The organism is Enterobacter hormaechei subsp. hoffmannii (assembly GCF_001729745.1).
Classification (GTDB): Bacteria; Pseudomonadota; Gammaproteobacteria; order Enterobacterales; family Enterobacteriaceae; genus Enterobacter; species Enterobacter intestinihominis.
Map to the genome: position 1 here is coordinate 2470218 of NZ_CP017186.1, position 20646 is coordinate 2490863.

Annotated in this window: 21 protein-coding genes; 6 read left to right on the forward strand and 15 right to left on the reverse strand. The window is 50.3% G+C overall.

Annotation, left to right across the window (positions count from 1 at the left end; genetic code table 11):
- Positions 1-89: 89 nt before the first annotated feature.
- A complete protein-coding gene (locus BFV65_RS11620) occupies positions 90-365 on the reverse strand; it encodes a regulatory phage cox family protein (protein WP_059354248.1) in 276 nt (91 codons plus the stop codon).
- 124 nt (positions 366-489) lie between these two features.
- On the opposite strand from BFV65_RS11620, the gene BFV65_RS11625 reads away from it, so the two are divergent.
- Both BFV65_RS11625 and BFV65_RS11630 read left to right on the forward strand, forming a co-directional pair.
- Positions 490-789 (forward strand): helix-turn-helix domain-containing protein, encoded by a 300-nt coding sequence (locus BFV65_RS11625; RefSeq protein WP_069596670.1) that lies wholly within the window; start codon positions 490-492, stop codon positions 787-789.
- Positions 790-885: 96 nt separating this feature from the next.
- Positions 886-1896 carry a phage integrase gene (locus BFV65_RS11630; RefSeq protein ID WP_069596671.1) on the forward strand — a complete coding sequence of 337 codons (1011 nt, stop codon included), beginning with the start codon at positions 886-888 and terminating at the stop codon, positions 1894-1896.
- Positions 1897-2006: 110 nt separating this feature from the next.
- On the opposite strand, the gene leuE is transcribed toward BFV65_RS11630, so the two are convergent.
- The 4 genes from leuE to BFV65_RS23140 all read right to left on the reverse strand — a co-directional run bounded on the left by leuE (position 2007) and on the right by BFV65_RS23140 (position 3552).
- The gene (leuE, locus tag BFV65_RS11635; RefSeq protein WP_006810877.1) at positions 2007-2642 is read right to left on the reverse strand and encodes a leucine efflux protein LeuE; all 636 of its coding nucleotides are present in this window, start codon (positions 2640-2642) and stop codon (positions 2007-2009) included.
- 67 nt (positions 2643-2709) lie between these two features.
- Positions 2710-3120 carry an Exc2 family lipoprotein gene (locus tag BFV65_RS11640; protein ID WP_023300275.1) on the reverse strand — a complete coding sequence of 137 codons (411 nt, stop codon included), beginning with the start codon at positions 3118-3120 and terminating at the stop codon, positions 2710-2712.
- A gap of 11 nt (positions 3121-3131) precedes the next feature.
- Positions 3132-3260, reverse strand: a complete 129-nt coding sequence (locus BFV65_RS23565) for a KPN_01571 family protein (protein ID WP_209662595.1) — start codon at positions 3258-3260, stop codon at positions 3132-3134.
- Positions 3261-3378: 118 nt separating this feature from the next.
- Entirely contained in the window at positions 3379-3552 is a 174-nt protein-coding gene (locus BFV65_RS23140) for a YciY family protein (protein ID WP_017384232.1), read from the reverse strand.
- Between the two features lie 143 nt (positions 3553-3695).
- Here BFV65_RS23140 and cls point away from each other — a divergent pair, with 143 nt between their 5' ends.
- Together cls and BFV65_RS11650 are read left to right on the forward strand one after the other, a co-directional pair.
- A complete protein-coding gene (cls, locus tag BFV65_RS11645; RefSeq protein ID WP_022648349.1) occupies positions 3696-5156 on the forward strand; it encodes a cardiolipin synthase in 1461 nt (486 codons plus the stop codon).
- 33 nt (positions 5157-5189) lie between these two features.
- Entirely contained in the window at positions 5190-5519 is a 330-nt protein-coding gene (locus tag BFV65_RS11650) for an HI1450 family dsDNA-mimic protein (RefSeq protein WP_006810881.1), read from the forward strand.
- A 31-nt stretch (positions 5520-5550) separates the two neighbouring features.
- On the opposite strand, the gene BFV65_RS11655 is transcribed toward BFV65_RS11650, so the two are convergent.
- The 7 genes from BFV65_RS11655 to BFV65_RS11690 form a co-directional block, all read right to left on the reverse strand.
- Positions 5551-6387: an ion transporter gene (locus BFV65_RS11655; RefSeq protein WP_022648350.1), complete on the reverse strand. Its 837-nt coding sequence runs from the start codon at positions 6385-6387 to the stop codon at positions 5551-5553.
- Between the two features lie 46 nt (positions 6388-6433).
- Positions 6434-7438, reverse strand: coding sequence for a murein tripeptide/oligopeptide ABC transporter ATP-binding protein OppF (gene oppF, locus BFV65_RS11660; protein WP_022648351.1), 1005 nt, complete (start codon positions 7436-7438; stop codon positions 6434-6436).
- Positions 7435-8448, reverse strand: a complete 1014-nt coding sequence (gene oppD, locus BFV65_RS11665; RefSeq protein ID WP_017384234.1) for an ABC transporter ATP-binding protein — start codon at positions 8446-8448, stop codon at positions 7435-7437. The genes oppF and oppD overlap by 4 nt, the downstream gene beginning before the upstream one ends.
- Before the next feature lie 11 nt (positions 8449-8459).
- Positions 8460-9368, reverse strand: coding sequence for an oligopeptide ABC transporter permease OppC (oppC, locus tag BFV65_RS11670; RefSeq protein ID WP_069596672.1), 909 nt, complete (start codon positions 9366-9368; stop codon positions 8460-8462).
- 12 nt (positions 9369-9380) lie between these two features.
- A complete protein-coding gene (gene oppB, locus BFV65_RS11675; protein ID WP_003856738.1) occupies positions 9381-10301 on the reverse strand; it encodes an oligopeptide ABC transporter permease OppB in 921 nt (306 codons plus the stop codon).
- An 82-nt stretch (positions 10302-10383) separates the two neighbouring features.
- Entirely contained in the window at positions 10384-12015 is a 1632-nt protein-coding gene (gene oppA / locus BFV65_RS11680; RefSeq protein ID WP_023300277.1) for an oligopeptide ABC transporter substrate-binding protein OppA, read from the reverse strand.
- A 769-nt stretch (positions 12016-12784) separates the two neighbouring features.
- Positions 12785-13432, reverse strand: a complete 648-nt coding sequence (locus BFV65_RS11690) for a YchE family NAAT transporter (RefSeq protein ID WP_017384236.1) — start codon at positions 13430-13432, stop codon at positions 12785-12787.
- Between the two features lie 480 nt (positions 13433-13912).
- On the opposite strand from BFV65_RS11690, the gene adhE reads away from it, so the two are divergent.
- On the forward strand, positions 13913-16594 hold the full coding sequence (adhE, locus tag BFV65_RS11695) for a bifunctional acetaldehyde-CoA/alcohol dehydrogenase (protein WP_069596674.1): 2682 nt from the start codon (positions 13913-13915) through the stop codon (positions 16592-16594).
- 70 nt (positions 16595-16664) lie between these two features.
- Here the strand turns inward: adhE and tdk are convergent, their stop codons facing one another.
- On the reverse strand, positions 16665-17279 hold the full coding sequence (tdk, locus tag BFV65_RS11700) for a thymidine kinase (protein WP_032622434.1): 615 nt from the start codon (positions 17277-17279) through the stop codon (positions 16665-16667).
- 550 nt (positions 17280-17829) lie between these two features.
- Between tdk and hns the strand changes: the two genes are divergently transcribed.
- Positions 17830-18243: a histone-like nucleoid-structuring protein H-NS gene (gene hns, locus BFV65_RS11705; RefSeq protein ID WP_003856724.1), complete on the forward strand. Its 414-nt coding sequence runs from the start codon at positions 17830-17832 to the stop codon at positions 18241-18243.
- A gap of 201 nt (positions 18244-18444) precedes the next feature.
- Here hns and galU read toward each other — a convergent pair whose 3' ends face one another.
- Both galU and rssB read right to left on the reverse strand, forming a co-directional pair.
- Positions 18445-19350, reverse strand: a complete 906-nt coding sequence (galU, locus tag BFV65_RS11710) for a UTP--glucose-1-phosphate uridylyltransferase GalU (protein ID WP_022648355.1) — start codon at positions 19348-19350, stop codon at positions 18445-18447.
- Positions 19351-19549: 199 nt separating this feature from the next.
- Positions 19550-20563 carry a two-component system response regulator RssB gene (gene rssB, locus BFV65_RS11715; RefSeq protein ID WP_003856721.1) on the reverse strand — a complete coding sequence of 338 codons (1014 nt, stop codon included), beginning with the start codon at positions 20561-20563 and terminating at the stop codon, positions 19550-19552.
- Positions 20564-20646: the final 83 nt, after the last annotated feature.

Below are 20646 nucleotides of genomic sequence, written 5' to 3' on the forward strand. Positions count from 1 at the left end.
CTTGCGTCCGCGACCATGAGTGATAGTGAAGTTGGTAGGTTTAGGGCTTTCTCTTCGAAGCAGCTGTGCAATGCAGCGAGGTTCATTATTCATACTGGCTCCCCTAACCCGAGCCACATCAGCCAACCATCACGAATTTCCTTCGGGCGGCTGTCGTAGGCCATCTTCATACCCTTGTTCCAGGCGGGCAGATAAACCCAATATTCCCCTGCGCGCCCACTCGTTGACTGCGGATCAGTCATCTCGACTACAGGCAGCTTGCCCTTCTCAATCATGCCTTTGACTGCAGCGGGGGTTTTACCAATAAGACGGGCAAATTCCTGATATGGAACCGCATCTGTTCTGCTTACAAGCTGGTTAGTCATCTGCTACGATTCTCCTTTAGTGTGATTAATTGCTCTAAATAGGGTTTAGTTGCTCTAAAAGGTGATTCATCTATCGGCTAGTTAAATCTACGATAGGTGATAATGTTCAACTATAGGTGATTTTATGTCAATACAGATCCATGAAAAAATCAAGCTGATAAGAGAGTCAGAAAGGTTAAATAGACGACAATTCAGTGAGTTAACTGGAATCGTTTACGGTTCTTTTTGCAGTTATGAAGCCGGTGACAAAAAGCCGGGAGTCGAACAAATCATGAAAATCCTGCAGCATCCGCGCTTCACGAAATACACCATGTGGTTTATGACTGATCAAATAACACCCGAAGCTGGGCAGATTGCACCGGCTCTCGCGCACTTTGGGCAGCAGACAACAACGTCACCCCACTCAGACAAGAAAACTGGCTAACCATTTACGGCGCTTATTTGTGCAGTAAATGCGCAGTGAGTTTTTGCTATTTAAATCAGGAAATTGAAGTACGCAGTAACATCATCGGGAGGCTTTATGTCTGTTAAAAAGCTCGATGATGGTCGATATGAAGTGGACATTAGACCGACCGGGCGTAACGGAAAACGCATCCGTCGGAAGTTCGACAAGAAAAGCGAGGCGATGGCTTTTGAAAAACATACTCAATATAACCATCACTCAAAGGAATGGCTTTCAAAACCAACGGACAAACGCCAATTGTCGGAACTGAAAGAGTTATGGTGGAAGCTGAAAGGTAAACATGAGGAGCACGGTCAATCGTATCTCAGGAAAATTGAGCGTTTCGAAACGATGACCGGAAATCCGTGCGCTTTCCAGATCACCAAGTGCCTGATAACGCAATATTGTGCTCAACGCCGGGGTGAAGGTATTAAGCCAACTACCATCAACCGCGACCTGATCACGCTAGGTGGGATGTTCACAACCCTGATTGAGTCAGAACTGTATAACGGTGAGCATCCATTCAGGGGATTCAAAAAACTGAAAGAGCAGACAGCCGAAACGGGCTATCTCACTCTTGAGGAAATTGACGCCTTACTTGCTGCGCTCTCAGGTGATAATCGTAAAATTGCGGTTTTGTGTTTGAGTACCGGGGCAAGATGGGGAGAAGCTGCGCGATTGAAGGCGGAGAATGTGATTCATAATCGGGTGTCTTTCGTTAAGACGAAAACCAACACACCGCGCACGGTCCCGATCTCTGATGACGTTGCGGCTTATGTAGTCGGCAAAGCACGAGGCTTTCTGTTTCCTGAGGCCAGTTATGCTGATTTCAGGCGAATCCTCAAAGAAGTTAAGCCCGACTTACCGGCGGGGCAAGCAACACATGCGCTACGACACTCTTTCGCCACGCACTTTATGATTAACGGGGGCAATATCATCACACTGCAGAGGATCTTAGGTCATACGAAAATTGCGCAGACAATGGTCTATGCGCACTTCGCTCCTCAGTACCTGCAGGACGCGATTTCGCTTAACCCGCTGAAGGGTGCTAATGGTGGTAAGAGTGTCCACAATGTGTCCACACCCTAGCCGCTTTTTATGGCTTTTGGCTGCTAGTAGTGAAACGTGAAGCCTTGTCTGGCGCGGCTTTCCAGCTACGCTAGACATTAAAAAGGCTCCCTCGGGAGCCTTTTCTTCATTCAGTGCAGCGACGCCAGCCTCGCCGCAAATCCAACAAACAGCAGGCCTATCAACCCATTCCCCAGCTTCGCCAGTTTCTTTTTGGTTTTCAGATAACGCGTGACAAACGCGCCTGAGAAAATCAGGAAGCTCATGTACATGAAGCTGATCAGCTCAAGCGTTGTGGCGAGGATCAGGAACGACGTGCCGGTATTCTTCGCATTGACATCAATGAACTGCACGAAGAACGATACGTAAAAGAGAATCGCTTTCGGGTTCGTCAGGCTCAGCACCAGCGAACGCTTAAGGATCGCGCTTGCCGGTTCGGCGCTACTTTCGTGCGCATTTTTTTGACGTGTCATAACGGACCAGAGCATTTTTCCGCCGAGCCACAGCAGATAAAACGCCCCAAGATAGCGGACAATATTAAATAATACCGGAGTGGTCTGGATCAACGCGGCGACGCCCGCCCAGGCCAGAAACATCAGCACGGCATCACCAATAAACACACCGGTGGCTGCCAGATAGCCTTTCTTAACGCCGTGGCCAATCCCTGTTTTCAGCACAAACAAGGTGTTCGGTCCTGGAACCAGCACGATAAAAAATGCGCCGACAACATAGGTCCAGAAATTCAGTACACCAAACTCCGCAAACACGTCTCACTCCTTTTTCTCAAAAACAGCGGGGATACCGGTAATTACGGTATCCCCTGAATCAGTTGCGCTATTGTACGCCGTTATAACCATCAAGATAAGTCGCGGCCAGTTCATTACCAAATAATATGGCGTCTTTACTGTCCATGTCCGAAGACCATTTATCCTTCGCGTTGCCTGCGTACAATTCCTGCGACTTCGCATTTTCTTTCAGCTGATCGCGAATGCTTTGCGCGTATTCACTGGCTTCAGCCTGAGTCCGCCCTTCCGCACGGTCAGCTTTGCCCCGGGCATAAAGCTCGCGGAACTGCGCTACGTTCAGGTGATAATTTTTCTGCACGCTGGAGGTGTAATTGCCGCCAGTAAAGCTGGACTGATGCGACACGAAATAAAACGCGTGCCGTTCGGGTGAGGTTTTGCTACTGGCACAGCCGCTTAATATTGCAATCCCGAAGAGTGCTGCCATCACTTTTACGTTCATCCTTTTTTCCTTTAATAAAGCCAATGTATTCCCCACGCAAAAACATAATCTGCCAATGAGGAAAATGACGAAAGTCCTAAACCTTCCCTGAGCGCATCCAGCGCCAAAAGTGCAATAAAAATCCAGAGATAAGGATTCATCTTTTAATATCATGACGTTATGGGGACGTAGTATATCGTGGAAAGCAGACGGGAGGAGACTGCAAAGATTGATAGTCTGGATGTTTAATGGGCACCTTTACGGTGCCCCTCATGCTTTTCAGATATCCTGGACCGCGAACAGCAGCGCGTTACGGTGTCTGTTCAGGCCACATTTTCTGATGGCGTGGATACGCATATTGCGGCGGGATTGTGCTTCCAGCCAACGAGCCTTACGACGACTCACCTGTCGCAACATGCGCCAGCGCCCTACTTCAGTTCTACTGCGCTTCATGTCTACAACTCTTTCTCTAACAGAGATGCCATTATATGCCTAAGCAGGCGGCAAACCAGCGCTTTTATCTGCCGTTTTTATTTGCCAGATGAATCCTGATGCGTAAACTCATAACAATACGCTTTCAAAAGGATTTTTTATTTATGACAACCTTCTACACCGTGGTGAGTTGGCTGGTCATTTTAGGATACTGGCTGTTAATTGCCGGGGTGACGTTGCGCATTCTGATGAAACGCAGAGCGGTACCTTCCGCCATGGCCTGGCTTCTGATTATCTACATTCTGCCGCTGGTGGGCATCATCGCCTATCTCTCTTTCGGTGAACTTCATCTTGGTAAACGCCGGGCCGAACGCGCCCGTGCCATGTGGCCCTCCACGGCAAAATGGCTTGCCGACCTTAAAGCCTGCAAGCATATATTCGCCGAAGAGAACAGCAGCGTGGCCGCATCTTTGTTCAAGTTGTGCGAACGCCGCCAGGGCATTGCTGGGGTAAAAGGCAATCAGCTGCAACTGATGACCTCTTCCGATGACGTGATGCAGGCGCTGATCCGTGATATCCAGCTCGCCCGGCATAATATCGAGATGGTGTTTTATATCTGGCAGCCGGGCGGCATGGCGGACCAGGTCGCCGAATCGCTGATGGCCGCTGCACGTCGCGGTATCCACTGCCGCCTGATGCTGGACTCCGCCGGCAGCGTGGCCTTTTTCCGTAGCCCGTGGGCAGGCATGATGCGCAACGCCGGTATCGAGGTGGTCGAGGCGCTGAAAGTGAATCTTATGCGCGTCTTTCTGCGCCGCATGGATCTTCGTCAGCACCGGAAAATGGTCCTGATCGATAACTATATCGCCTACACCGGCAGCATGAACATGGTCGACCCCCGCTTCTTTAAACAGGATTCCGGCGTGGGGCAATGGATCGATTTGATGGCTCGCATGGAAGGTCCAGTGGCAACCTCTATGGGCATCGTCTATTCGTGCGACTGGGAAATTGAAACCGGTAAACGCATTCTTCCCCCGCCGCCGGATGGCAATATCATGCCGTTTGAGGAAGCCAGCGGGCACACTATCCACACTATCGCCTCCGGTCCTGGCTTCCCGGAAGATCTGATCCATCAGGCACTGCTTACCGCCGCGTACTCAGCGCGGGAATATCTGATCATGACCACGCCCTATTTCGTCCCCAGCGACGACCTTCTGCACGCCATCTGTACAGCGGCACAGCGCGGAGTGGATGTGAGCATTATTATGCCGCGCAAGAACGATTCGCTGCTGGTCGGGTGGGCAAGTCGCGCGTTCTTTAGTGAGCTGCTGGCCGCGGGCGTTAAAATCTATCAGTTCGAAGGCGGTCTGTTACACACCAAGAGCGTGCTGGTAGACGGAGAGCTGAGCCTGGTGGGTACCGTCAACCTCGATATGCGCAGTCTGTGGCTGAATTTTGAAATTACGCTGGTCATTGATGACGCCGGTTTCGGCGGCGATCTGGCGGCGGTTCAGGATGATTATATCTCCCGCTCACGCCTGCTGGACGCCAGACTGTGGGCGAAACGTCCGCTGTGGCAGCGAATTGCCGAACGACTGTTTTACTTCTTTAGTCCGTTGCTGTAAAACGTGCCCAACGATGTTTAACAGGTAGTCATCATGGAAATGGATCTGAACAATCGCCTGACCGAAGACGAAACGCTCGAACAGGCCTACGATATTTTTCTCGAGCTGGCGGTCGATAATCTCGACCCTGCTGACGTCATTCTTTTCAACCTGCAATTTGAAGAGCGTGGCGGTGCTGAGCTGTTCGATCCGTCTGAAGACTGGGCCGAACACGTCGATTTTGATCTCAACCCGGACTTCTTCGCTGAGGTGGTAATTGGCCTGGCAGATGAAGACGGCGGAGAAATTAACGACATCTTTGCCCGCGTCCTGCTGTGCCGCGAGAAAGACCATAAGCTGTGCCATATTCTCTGGCGCGAATAATAAAAAAGGCTGCCCGCGCAGCCTTTTTTATTTAATCCGGCAAGGCATTTCCACAGCGGTGACAAAACCGCGCCCCGGGTTCATGATTTCCCTGCTGACAATTCGGACATTTGCGTTGCTGCTTGCTGTTCTGGAAGGCGCTGCTCATATGGGTGGTAATTAGCCCCGTCGGTATCGCTATTACCGAATAACCGATCAGAATAAGAATCGATGCCACAATACGTCCGAGCGGCGTATGCGGTGTAATATCGCCATAGCCCACGGTGGTCACCGTGACGATAGCCCAGTAAACCGACGCATTAAGCGTGGTAAACCCGTATTTTGGCCCTTCGATTAAATACATCAGGGAGCCAAAAACGATCATCACGATAGCAATAAATGAATAGAAGAGAATAAGCTGGTGGCGGGCGCTGACAATGGCGACCCAAAAAACCCTCAGCGACGGCATAAAGCGCAGCAGCTTCAAAATTCGTAACACACGAATCGCCCGCATTGCGCGCCAGGCAAACACATAATTCAGGCTGATCTCAGGCCACAGCCACATGACATACAGCGGCAGGATAGTGGCTAAATCAATAAATCCCCAGAAGCTGAAAACGTATTTCGCCGGATTTGGCCAGCTAATGACCCTCAGCACATACTCTGCGGTAAACACCAGCGTGACGATCAATTCCAGCCAGACAAAAACGTGCCACTCCTCATACGTCATGTGGTACTGCGTTCCGGCACCGGATTCGATAAAGATAATAATGACGCTAATCAGTGCAAATAAGCCACACAGACCCTCGAAACGGCGACCGGAAACCGTTTCTGGATCAAATAAAAGGTGATAAAGCCGCTGACGGGCCGACGTGAATAATCGCGACACATTAACCTCGAAAAAATAAGGGCTGACATCATGTCAGCCCTTGCGATTATAACGGGTCTACTTTCAGGCAGGAAACCGCATGTCGGAAACTGCCCTCCAGAACCGGCCGTGTTTTTGCACATTCCGGCCCGGCTATTGGGCATCGCGTACGGAATACGCAGCCTGAAGGCGGGTTGATTGGCGAAGGCAGTTCACCTTCCAGAAGCTGAATGGTTTTATTTTTTTCCAGATCGGGATCCGGAACGGGAACCGCAGACATCAGCGCTTTGGTATAAGGGTGCAGCGGATTATGGTACACCTCATCATACGTGCCCAGTTCCACGGCGTGGCCCAGATACATGACCAGCACACGGTCTGAAATGTGTTTTACCACCGCCAGATCGTGGGCGATGAAGATCAGCGACAGCCCCATTTCCCGTTGCAGTTTCTGTAGCAGGTTAACCACCTGGGCCTGGATGGAAACGTCCAGCGCCGAAACCGGCTCATCACAGATAATCAGTTTCGGTTCAAGGATCAACGCGCGTGCGATACCGATACGCTGGCACTGACCGCCGGAAAACTCGTGAGGGTAGCGGTTGATGAGGTTAGGCAACAGACCCACCTTCAGCATCATCGCTTTCACCCGATCGCGAACTTCCTGGCGCGGCATCTTCGGATGATAGGTGCGCAGCGGCTCGGCAATGATTTCGCCAATGGTCATACGCGGATTCAGGGACGCCAGAGGATCCTGGAAAATCATCTGGATATCACTGCGCACATTGCGCCATTCATCCGGCTTCATCCCCAGCAGATCTTTGCCAAGCCAGGCCACTTTCCCGTCGGTGGCTTTCACCAGGCCGATGATCGCACGCGCAAATGTCGACTTGCCGCAGCCGGATTCGCCCACCACGCCCAGGGTCTCCCCTTCGTACAGGCGTAGCGTGACGCCATCCACCGCTTTCAGGGTTTTGGCAGGCTGCCAGAACCACTGTTTACCGTCTTTGATATCGAAATGGACCTTCAGGTCAGCGATTTCGAGCAGCACATTTCTTTTTTCGTCGATTGCGTTCATACCAGCTCCTCCAGCGGCTTAAAGCAGGCGCGTAGACGGCCTGGGGCAAACGCTTCCAGCGGCGGTGCGCTGTTACAGATTTCCATCGCATGCGGACAGCGTGGCTGGAACGGGCAGCCTTTTGGCAAACGCAGCAGGTTTGGCGGGTTGCCCGGGATAGTCAGCAGCGACTCCCCTTCCGCATCGAGGCGCGGTACGGCATTCAGCAGCCCGATAGAGTACGGGTGGGCTGGCTGGTAGAACACATCGCGGGCATTACCGTATTCCATCGTGCGGCCTGCATACATGACTAACACTTTGTCGCAGATCCCGGCAACGACGCCTAAATCGTGGGTGATCATGATGATGGCGGTGTTGAACTCACGCTTCAGCTCGTTCAGCAACGTCATGATCTGCGCCTGGACGGTCACGTCGAGAGCGGTGGTTGGTTCATCAGCGATCAGCAGTTTTGGCCGGCAAAGCAATGCCATCGCGATCATGACGCGCTGACGCATACCGCCGGAGAACTCGTGCGGATACATGCGCATGCGCTTGCGTGCTTCAGGCATTTTCACCGCATCCAGCATTTTGACGGACTCTTCAAACGCTTCGGCTTTGCCCAGCCCCTTGTGGAGCATCAGCACTTCCATCAGCTGTTCACCCACCCGCATATAGGGGTTCAGGGAGGTCATCGGATCCTGGAAAATCATTGAAATCTGCTCGGCGCGCAGTTTGTTCAGCTCATGTTCCGGCAAATTCAGGATCTCTTTCCCGTTAAACGTCGCCGAACCCCCTATCACGCCGTTTGACGCCAGCAGGCCCATCAGCGCGAATGCGGTCTGGGATTTACCGGAACCGGATTCGCCCACAATGCCCAGCGTTTCACCGGCACGCAAGTCGAAGTTGAGATCGTTAACGGCAGTCACATCACCGTCGGGGGTTTTAAACGTCACGCGGAGGTCTTTAACGTCCAGCAGTGCGCTGGTCCGCTGTTGCGCCTGTGGCGCGGTTGCCGTTTCAATAATGGTCATGACGGCGCTCCTTAACGGTCTTTCGGGTCGAGGGCATCACGCAGGCCATCGCCGATAAAGTTGAAACAGAACAGGGTGACGACCAGGAAGCCCGCCGGATACAGCAGTAACCACGGTGACACTTCCATGGAGTTTGCGCCGTCACTTAACAGAGCGCCCCAGCTACTCAACGGCTCTTGCGTACCTAATCCCAGGAAGCTCAGGAAAGATTCAAACAAGATCATACTTGGCACCAGCAGGGAGGCGTATACCACCACCACGCCCAGCACGTTAGGAACGATATGACGCACCACAATACTGGCGGTAGAAACGCCACCAACCTGTGCGGCTTCGATAAACTCCTTACGTTTGAGGCTCAGCGTCTGGCCGCGCACAATACGCGCCATATCCAGCCAGGACACCATCCCAATCGCCACGAAAATCAGCAGGATATTTTGACCAAAGAAGGTCACCAGTAGAATGACGAAGAACATGAACGGGAAGGAGTTCAGGATTTCAAGCATACGCATCATCACGGAGTCCACTTTCCCGCCGAGGTAACCGGAAAGCGAACCGTAAAGCGTGCCGACAATTACCGCCACCAGCGCCGCTGCGATGCCAACCATCAGGGAGATACGGCCGCCAATCGCCACACGCACCAGCAAATCACGCCCGGAGGAGTCGGTACCGAAATAGTGCCCGGATTCCATATCCGGCGCGCTGGACATCATGCCCCAGTCCGTATCGAAATAGGTGAACTGAGAGAGCATTGGTGCCAGGGTTACGAACAGCGCGATAAGCACCAGCACGACCAGGCTGGCAACGGCGGCACGGTTATGCATAAAACGACGGCGGGCGTCCTGCCAAAGGCTACGACCTTCGACCTCCAGCTTTTCACTGAAGTTTTCCAGCGCCTCGCTGTTTTTCTTACTCAACATCATGGCGTGCTCCAGTTAGTAACGGATTTTCGGATCGATAACGGCATACAGCACATCGACAACGGCATTAAACAGAATGGTCAGCGCGCCCACGAGGATCGTCAGGCTCAGCACCAGCGAATAGTCTCGGTTAAGCGCCCCGTTAACAAACAACTGCCCGATGCCCGGCAGGCCATAAATGGTTTCAATCACCATTGAACCCGTAATAATGCCGACGAATGCAGGACCCATATAGGAGAGCACCGGTAACAGTGCAGGCTTGAGAGCGTGACGGAAAATAATCCGGCGCATCGGCAACCCTTTCGCTCGGGCGGTACGGATAAAGTTCGAGTGCAGGACTTCAATCATTGAACCACGCGTAATACGGGCGATACTGGCAATGTAGGCCAGAGATAATGCCACCATCGGCAATATCATGAACTTCAGCGCCCCGCCATTCCAGCCGCCCCCGGGCAGCCATTTAAGGGTTATCGCGAATATCATGACCAGCAACGGCGCGACAACGAAGCTGGGGATAACCACCCCGGTCATTGCGACCCCCATTACGGCGTAATCCCATCGGGTATTTTGTTTTAGTGCGGCGATAACGCCCGCAGTGACACCGAGAACAACGGCCAGGATAAATGCAGCAGCCCCTAATTTAGCCGATACCGGGAAGCTGGACGCCACCAGGTCGTTAACGGAATAGTCTTTATATTTGAATGACGGACCAAAATCACCGTGTGCAAGTTGCTTCAGATAGTTGAAGTACTGCGTGGTGATAGGATCGTTTAAATGGTATTTCGCTTCGATGTTGGCCATAACTTCTGGCGGAAGCGTGCGTTCACCGGTAAAAGGACTGCCCGGCGCAAGACGCATCATAAAGAAGGAAATTGTAATTAGAATAAATAACGTTGGAATCGCTTCAAGACAGCGACGCAGGATAAATTTCAACATTGCCCGTACCTTCTGGCGTGTGCCTGATGAATGTTACAAAATAGACACAGTGGGGCAAGCTCGCTCGCCCCACGTATTGCCATTAATGCTTGATAATATAAAGATTCTTAACGGAAATATTATCTAACGGGTCTTTACCGGTATAACCCCCTACCCATGGTTTCACGAGGCGGGCGTTAACGTAGTAGTAAACCGGAACGATCGCAGAGTCTTTATCGAGCTGTTGTTCTGATTTCGCGTACAGATCGGCGCGCTGGGCGTCATCTGCCACTTTCAGGGTATCGCCAATCAGCTTATCAAACGCCGGGCTCTTATAGTGTGCGGTATTGTTCGAACTGTCGCTGAGCATGGTGTTCAGGAATGAGGTCGGTTCGTTATAGTCCGCACACCATCCTGCACGTGCCACGTCAAAGGTTCCCTGATGGCGCGTATCGAGGAAGGTTTTCCATTCCTGATTTTCCAGCTTCACGTTCACGCCGAGATTTTTCTTCCAGATTGACGCGACGGCAATAGCCAGTTTTTTATGCAGATCGGAGGTGTTGTACAGCAGACTAAACGTCAGCGGCTTGTCGGCGGTATAGCCCGCTTCAGCCAGCAGCTTTTTCGCTTCTTCATTACGTTTTTCCTGGGACCATTTGAACCATTCAGGTTCAACCAGCTTCATACCGTCGGTGTAAGGCGGGGTGTAGCTGTAAGCCGGCAGGTCGCCCTGATTCTTCACTTTATTCACGATAATGTCGCGATCCAGAGCCAGCTTCAGTGCGGTACGAACACGTACGTCGGTGAACGGTGCTTTCTGGTTGTTAATTTCATAATAGTAGGTGCACAGATACGGATCGACGTGAACTTCTTTCGGGATCTCTTTTTTCAGCTTCTGGAACAGTTCAATCGGCATGTTGTTATAGGTCATGTCGATTTCGCCGCTGCGGTAGCGGTTTACGTCCGTTACCTCAGAAGAGATTGGCAGGTAGGTGACCTGATTGATAACCGTCTTGGCATTATCCCAATACTGCGGGTTGCGCTCCAGCACCATACGCTCGTTAACGACCCAGTCCTTCAGCTTATATGCACCGTTGGTCACGATATTCGCAGGCTGCGTCCATTTTTCACCAAATTTTTCTACCGCGGATTTTGGTACCGGAGAAACGGACGGGTGAACCAGCAACTTATAGAAGTACGGAACAGGTTCGCTCAACGTCACTTCAAAAGTGTTGGCATCGATGGCTTTTACGCCCAGGTCGGTTACTGGCTTTTTACCCGTGATGATGTCATCAATATTGGCGATATGGCCATACTGGAGGTAACTCGCGTACGGGGAGGCGGTATTCGGATCCGCCAGACGCTGCCAGCTATAGACGAAATCTTCGGCGGTAACCGGCGTACCGTCAGACCATTTGGCATCTTTACGCAGATGGAAGGTCCAGACTTTAAAATCTTTGTTGTCCCATTTTTCCGCCACGCCCGGAGCCGGGTGGCCGTCTACGTCAGTCACCAGCAGACCTTCAAACAGATCGCGGTTAACGTTAGACTCTGGAACACCTTCAATTTTGTGCGGATCAAGAGACTGCACTTCCGCACCGTTATTACGTACCAGCGTTTGCTTCTCAGCCAGCTGAACACCAGCAGGAACGTCCGCAGCCATTGCAGCGTTGCCCGCGATTAGCGCAGTTAAAATCCCCGCCGCTACCAGACTTTTTTTTGTGATGATGGACATTGTGTTGATACTCCACTCATTATTATGACTGGCCTTCGCCAGTTGTGTAATCCCCTGTTGGGGCCTGTACAGCGCAGGAGTTTTTTTTGCTGCTGTCAGGTTCTTTTTTTACTTCTTGCTATCATCGACTTCATTATTACTGACCGCTCGTACGGCGATCTTGCGTCGATTCTTTACACCTCTCCCCTGTCAGTGAGGTGTGCTGGAAAGCTTAAGTGAGGTCTATATGAAAATAGTTCTCATCAACTTGTTTAATGCCGCAAAATATAAGGCCGGAAAGTACCAAATGGTGCCAACTCTCGCCAATACATTTTGCAAATTTGTTAAGCATTTCTCTTTTACGGAGTCAGGCGTAGCTATGCCGCCGACCACCTTTCACGCCAAAAACAAGTAAAACCCTTACAACACATTCAGTTGTAGAGTTCTCTCGTGACTGGTGCGATGACATGACAAATTCGAACGATTTTTCACGAAAATTTAACATCTGGTTATTATTTAGCACATTCGTCTGGGTCAGCGTCGAAATTACTAATATCATTTCGGTTATCTGTCAGCAAGCCCCAGAGTATCATGTGAGTAAAATAACAGAGCGTTTGAAGGATTTATGGGCAGAGAAGCATACTGAAAATAAACAACCTCTTGAAAATCAACAAAAGAGGGTTATTAGTAGAACTTATTATGGCTGGTGCGTATTTCAACTTTATTTATATGATTTGCTGATATTCACGTAAAAAAACGGAGCCGCTGGCTCCGCTCTTTCAAACGAAAGTCAGTGTACTAATCCGGGGAATATACTTTTTATACCGGTAACGATAAATTCGATGCCTAACGCCATTAACAACAGACCCATGATACGGGTAATCACGTTGATGCCCGTTTGTCCCAGCAAGCGAACCAGCCATGGTGCCATACGAAATACGCCCCAGCAGCAAAGTGCGAACAGGGCAATGGCGACAGAGAAGCCAATCAGGTGCATCAGGCTGTGATAGCGTGTTCCCCATACAATGGTAGAGCTGATTGCCCCCGGGCCCGCCATCAGCGGCAGTGCCAGTGGCACCACGCCGATGCTCTCGCGGATAGCTGTCTCTGATTTTTCCTGCTTGTTCTGTTTATCCTCCCCCAGCTTGCCGCTGATCATCGACATGGCAATCGTCACCACCAGGATCCCGCCTGCTATTCGGAACGAATCAATCGAGATGCCGAAGACCTGAAGAATGGCGTCCCCCAGATAAAGAGACGTAAGCAAGATAATCGCCACCGACAGGTTTGCCGTCAGGTTGGTTTTATTTCGCGCGGCAGCTGTCTGATAACTGGTCATACTGATGAAGACAGGGATAATCCCTACCGGGTTGACCAGGGCAAACAAGCCAATAAAAAACTTGAAATATGTAGGGAAATCAAAGAGCGTTTGAATCACATTAAGCTCCGCAATTGAGCATGGTCAGGGAGAGACAGCGTGTAATGATAAATCCGCGCTGAAGATACGCTTTTTAGCCGCACACTTCACCAGAAATCTGTTCTAAAACGTTATCAATTCATGATGTTAAACATTTGTATAATCAATGATAGCGCCACTTCCAATAGTTACTTAATTATTTAACACTGGAATAATTAGCACAAAATAACCCTGCTGAAAGGTATCAGCTTAGGACAAAATTGATCTTGATCATAATTTTCGTACTCAGAAGTGAGTAATCTTGGTTACGCCGCCAGGGAGATCACCTATCAAAAAGGTATGATGCTAAGGTAAGGCTCTTTTAGTAAATTAGTGAGCGGAAGCAGTGAGTAATCCTTTGTTTTACTGTGTGTTACGCAAGTGGGATCGGCTCTGACTATACTGTCAGACGTATCGAGCGCTGGTTTACTAAAAGAGTTTAAACATTATCAGGAGAGCATTATGGCTGTTACCAATATCGCTGAACTGAACGCCCTCGTCGAGCGCGTGAAAAAAGCCCAGCGTGAATATGCCAATTTCACCCAAGAACAGGTTGATAAAATCTTCCGCGCGGCCGCTCTGGCTGCTGCAGATGCTCGAATCCCTCTCGCTAAAATGGCCGTTGCCGAATCCGGTATGGGTATCGTTGAAGATAAAGTGATCAAAAACCACTTTGCTTCAGAGTATATCTACAACGCCTATAAAGATGAGAAAACCTGCGGTGTGCTGTCAGAAGACGACACTTTTGGCACCATCACTATCGCTGAACCCATCGGCATTATTTGCGGTATCGTTCCAACCACTAACCCAACCTCTACCGCCATCTTCAAATCTCTTATCAGTCTGAAAACACGTAACGCAATCATTTTCTCCCCGCACCCACGTGCGAAAGACGCCACCAACAAAGCAGCGGATATCGTGCTTCAGGCTGCCATTGCTGCGGGTGCGCCAAAAGATCTGATCGGTTGGATCGACCAACCTTCTGTTGAACTGTCCAATGCCCTGATGCATCACCCGGACATTAACCTAATCCTGGCGACCGGCGGTCCTGGTATGGTTAAAGCAGCATACAGCTCCGGTAAACCAGCCATCGGCGTAGGCGCAGGTAATACCCCTGTTGTGATCGACGAAACGGCAGATATCAAGCGTGCAGTTGCCTCTGTGCTGATGTCAAAAACCTTCGATAACGGCGTTATCTGTGCATCTGAACAGTCTGTTGTCGTGGTTGATTCGGTATACGACGCCGTTCGTGAACGTTTCGCCAGCCACGGCGGCTACCTGTTGCAAGGTAAAGAACTGAAAGCCGTTCAGGACGTGATTCTGAAAAATGGTGCACTGAACGCAGCTATCGTAGGTCAGCCAGCGTATAAAATCGCTGAACTCGCCGGCTTTAGCGTCCCTGCTACCACCAAGATTCTGATTGGTGAAGTGAAAGTCGTTGATGAAAGTGAGCCGTTTGCTCACGAAAAACTGTCCCCGACACTGGCAATGTACCGTGCGAAAGATTTCGATGACGCGGTAGAAAAAGCAGAGAAGCTGGTGGCGATGGGCGGTATCGGCCACACCTCTTGCCTGTACACCGACCAGGATAACCAGCCAGAGCGTGTTGCTTACTTCGGTCAGAAGATGAAGACGGCACGTATCCTGATCAACACCCCTGCTTCTCAGGGTGGTATCGGTGATCTGTATAACTTCAAACTCGCACCTTCCCTGACTCTGGGTTGTGGTTCCTGGGGTGGTAACTCCATCTCTGAAAACGTTGGTCCAAAACACCTGATCAACAAGAAAACCGTTGCTAAGCGAGCTGAAAACATGTTGTGGCACAAACTTCCGAAATCTATCTACTTCCGCCGCGGCTCTCTGCCAATCGCGCTGGACGAAGTGATTACTGATGGCCACAAACGTGCGCTCATCGTGACTGACCGTTTCCTGTTCAACAATGGCTATGCAGACCAGATCACCTCTGTTCTGAAAGCTTCTGGCGTCGAAACTGAAGTCTTCTTTGAAGTTGAAGCTGACCCAACCCTGAGCGTTGTACGTAAAGGCGCTGAACTGGCTAACTCCTTCAAACCTGATGTGATCATCGCACTGGGTGGCGGTTCCCCAATGGACGCCGCGAAAATTATGTGGGTCATGTACGAACATCCGGAAACCCACTTCGAAGAACTGGCGCTGCGCTTTATGGATATCCGTAAACGTATCTACAAGTTCCCGAAAATGGGCGTGAAAGCGAAAATGATCGCCGTCACCACCACTTCCGGTACCGGTTCAGAAGTGACGCCATTTGCTGTTGTGACTGATGACGCAACGGGTCAGAAATATCCGCTGGCTGACTACGCACTGACGCCAGATATGGCTATCGTTGACGCCAACCTGGTCATGGAAATGCCGAAATCACTGTGTGCGTTCGGTGGTCTGGATGCGGTAACTCACGCCCTGGAAGCTTACGTTTCCGTACTGGCTTCTGAGTTCTCTGACGGTCAGGCTTTACAGGCACTGAAACTGCTGAAAGAAAACCTGCCAGCTTCTTACAACGAAGGTTCGAAAAACCCTGTAGCTCGTGAACGTGTACACAGTGCGGCAACCATCGCGGGCATTGCATTTGCGAACGCCTTCCTGGGTGTCTGTCACTCCATGGCGCACAAGCTGGGTTCACAGTTCCACATTCCTCACGGTCTGGCGAACGCCCTGTTGATCAGCAACGTTATCCGCTATAACGCCAACGACAACCCAACCAAGCAGACTGCATTCAGCCAGTACGACCGTCCGCAAGCTCGTCGTCGCTACGCTGAAATCGCAGACCACCTGGGTCTGAGCGCACCGGGCGACCGTACTGCAGCGAAGATCGAGAAACTGCTGGCATGGCTGGAAAGCCTGAAGGCTGAACTGGGTATTCCTAAATCTATCCGCGAAGCAGGCGTTCAGGAAGCTGACTTCCTCGCTCACGTAGATAAGCTGTCTGAAGATGCATTCGATGACCAGTGTACTGGTGCTAACCCGCGCTACCCACTGATTTCCGAACTGAAACAGATCCTGCTGGATACCTATTACGGTCGTAACTTCACTGAAAGCGATATCGCTGCCGTAAAAGTTGACATCCCCGCAGTTGTAAAGGCTGACAAGAAAGCGAAGAAAAATGCTTAATTGACAGTGTGAAAAAAAACCCGCCGCTGGCGGGTTTTTTTATATCTGAGGATCCGTAAGACATTTTTTTTTATTTGCGATTGTCGCCCTGTAACGCCGTCAGCGAGCCTACAGCCAGCGCCTCTTTATAATGCTTGCGGCAGACCGAGACATAACGTTCATTGCCCCCTATCACAACCTGCTCGCCATCAGCATAAGGCTTACCCGACTGGTCCAGGCGAAGAACCATACTTGCCTTGCGGCCACAAAAGCAGATAGTTTTCAGCTCAACCAGCTTATCCGACCAGGCGAGCAGATACTGGCTACCGGCAAATAACTCACCGCGAAAGTCAGTGCGTAATCCATAGCAAAGAACGGGAATATCCAGCTCATCAACGACCTCTGAAAGCGCATGGACCTGCTCACGGGTCAGGAACTGGCTTTCATCTACCAGCACGCAATGGACAGGCTTAGAGGCATGCTGGGCACGAATGTCCTCAAGCAGGTCCGTTTCAGGGTTAAACAGCCTTGCAGGCGACGAGAGCCCTATTCTTGAGCTTACCTTCCCTGCCCCAAAGCGATCGTCGATTTCGGCGGTATAAACAACGGTACGCATCCCCCGCTCCTGATAATTGTATGAGGATTGCAGTAACGCCGTCGATTTCCCTGCATTCATTGCCGAATAGTAGAAATAAAGTTGTGCCATTGGCCGAAGAACCCTAATCAATGTGTAATATTCCCGATGGATCATTGTACCATATTTTGTATTGTCATCAGCGGCGGGCTGCGTGCTCCAGGCTGTTCTGCACCAATAAACTCTTCGTTGATAGCGCAAAATAATGCGTTAAAACAGACAGTAAAGGCTTTTAGCACGGACAATAAGGCGAGCTCGACACCGGAGATAACACTTCTTTTTATAGTGGCTTCTGCAATCTTTAAAATTCACTATTTATTAACTATTCTTCTGTTCGCTGCGCTTAGCCGGAGTAATACGAAAGGCTGATATTTATCAACCGCAACTATAATTCCTGAGGTAAAAGTCACAAAACAAACATGCAAATGACGCGCTTTTGCCGTTTGAAACGATATCTCATCGCCCCAGCAAACAATGAAATTTAAGTTAGCGTAATTAATAATAGCGTCATTAATTTTGTATTTTTTGAATTCCTTACATTCCAACCTATTGCACAAGTGAAATTAACGCTCTATTATTAGGACAACAAACCCACCCCCATTATAAGTTTGAGATTACTACAATGAGCGAAGCACTTAAAATTCTGAACAACATCCGTACTCTTCGTGCGCAGGCAAGAGAATGTACCCTCGAAACGCTTGAAGAGATGCTCGAAAAATTAGAAGTTGTCGTTAACGAACGTCGTGAAGAAGAAAGCGCAGCAGCGGCTGAAATCGAAGAACGTACACGTAAACTGCAACAGTATCGCGAAATGCTGATTGCCGATGGTATCGATCCAAACGAATTGCTGAACAGCATGGCTGCGGCTAAAACCGGTACCAAAGCAAAACGCGCAGCACGTCCTGCTAAATATAGCTACATCGACGAGAACGGCGAAGAGAAAACCTGGACCGGCCAGGGTCGTACTCCTGCTGTAATCAAGAAAGCTATGGACGAACAAGGTAAACAACTGGATGACTTCCTGATCAAGGATTAATCTGGAAAGATTCTGAAAAATCCCGCTTAATGCGGGATTTTTTATGCCCATAATATTCCCCAAACATCTCCTTACATTCTGTCATATTGCCTGGCTCACTATTTAACGTCCTTGACAATCTCCAGCCAATTACGGATCGACAGGCATAAAAAAACCGGTGGGCATCGCCACACCGGTCTTGTTCACTGGTCCGTGAGTTTATTACTTAATACCCACGCTACCTTTGAGCCAGGCTTTAAATTCTTCACCCAGGCTGTTATGGCGAATGCCATATTCGACGAATGCCTGCATATAACCGAGCTTATTACCGCAGTCATGGCTCTTACCTTTCATATGGTAGGCTTCCACGGTCTCTTTCTCGATCAGCATATCGATAGCATCCGTCAGCTGGATTTCATCGCCCGCACCCGGAGGCGTTTTGGCCAGCAGCGCCCAGATTTCAGCACTCAGTACGTAACGGCCAACGACAGCAAGGTTAGACGGCGCGACGTCCGCTTTAGGTTTTTCAACAACGCCAACCATCGGTACGCTTTCACCAGGTTGCAGGGCAACACCTTTGCAGTCAACCACACCGTAAGCAGTCACATCGTCGACTGGCTCAACCATAATCTGGCTGCTGCCGGTTTCGTCGAAGCGTTTAATCATTTCCGCCAGGTTTTCCTGGGAAAGATCGGACTCATACTCATCAAGGATCACGTCTGGCAGAATAACCGCGACCGGCTCATCACCCACTACCGGATGTGCACACAATACTGCGTGTCCCAGGCCCTTCGCCAGGCCCTGACGAACCTGCATAATGGTAACGTGTGGAGGGCAAATAGACTGCACTTCCTCCAGCAGCTGGCGCTTTACGCGTTTTTCCAGCATTGCTTCAAGTTCGAAACTGGTATCGAAATGGTTTTCGATAGAGTTTTTAGATGAATGCGTCACCAATACAATTTCGGTGATACCTGCCGCAATACACTCATTCACGACATACTGGATTAATGGCTTATCAACCAGAGGCAGCATCTCTTTTGGGATTGCCTTCGTCGCTGGCAACATCCTGGTACCCAATCCCGCCACCGGGATAACGGCCTTTCTGACTTTCGAATTTAGGGCAGCCATTGAAATTCTCCTGAACTGTTCAAGTTTTGAACTTTTATGCATTGAATAACGCGTTGAGTATACAGTCTCAGCCACTAATACGGGTCTGAAAAGAACGCGTTGCCGATCAATTAAGACAAATACGCATGAAACTTGCAGCGATAGTAGCACTGCCAGCAAAAACACAGGTAAAGCAATCTGAAAAATAAAATCTGACTGCTTACTCCGTGGACAACATTAAGCGTAACCGCCCACCGGCACCCCAAATTTGGCACTGCCAGGAGGTGCAGCGATGGCTAATTTGATTAAGGTAAGTATTACCCAACGTTCCCAACGGCACACCGTTACTCACCTGTATATGGTGTTCGCCGGTATTCAGCGTGGCATTTAATCCAGCAGAGACCAGAATAAGGTTATTCAACCCGCTGTGATAATAGCCAACCAGAAGCGGGAACTGCCCCGGCAAATTGGCCTGGCGAAAAAGTTGGTTGACCTGTTTTAGTAAACTGCCTAACTCAGGAAGTCGTTGCCCCTGATGGGATAATTGTTCCTGTAGCAATCCATTAAACAGCGCACGGAGTAATAAGGCCGCCAGAACGCCGTTATCTCCCGCTCGGGTAACATCCAGGCAATAAAAAGCGAGGTCGGAATCTGATAGCGGCGCAATATCCAGCACCAGTCCAGGCTGGTCAGCCGCTACCAGCTGGCGATAATTTACTCTGCAATGAGAGATATTTTGCTGCACCGGCGGCTGAAGTTCCTGAAGCAGCTTCGCGGCCGCGAGCGGATTACTGACTAAAGCATCCCAGTCCTGGAAAAGACGTTCTTCTTCTTCCACCCGGGAATTAAACATATTGGGATACAGGCAGGCCAACACCGTTTCACGCAGTCGGTTTAAATCTTTAACCGGTTTGAGCAGGATATCCTGCACACCCAAACGCAACGCCTTAGCAATATCCGCCATATTTTCGGTTGCCGAGATCACCAGTATCGGTGTCTGATAACCTTCGTTACGCAGGTTTTCCACCAGCATTAATCCGTCCATGCGCGGCATCTCGAGATCGCAGATCATCAGATCAGGCGCCATGCTGGCCATTTTTTCCAGTGCCTCGACGCCATCTTCGGCAAGGGACGTGGTTGCACCCAGTGAGGATAACCACGAATCCAGTAGCGATCGGAAAACGGGCTCGTCTTCTACTATCAAAATATGTTTTCCGGCCAATGGCTGTGTCATGGTTCCTCCCCTGGCTGACAGTTACTCAATAGTGGCATGCTATTGGTACTATCGCCTGTCAGATTTTGCTGAAGTAATCAAAA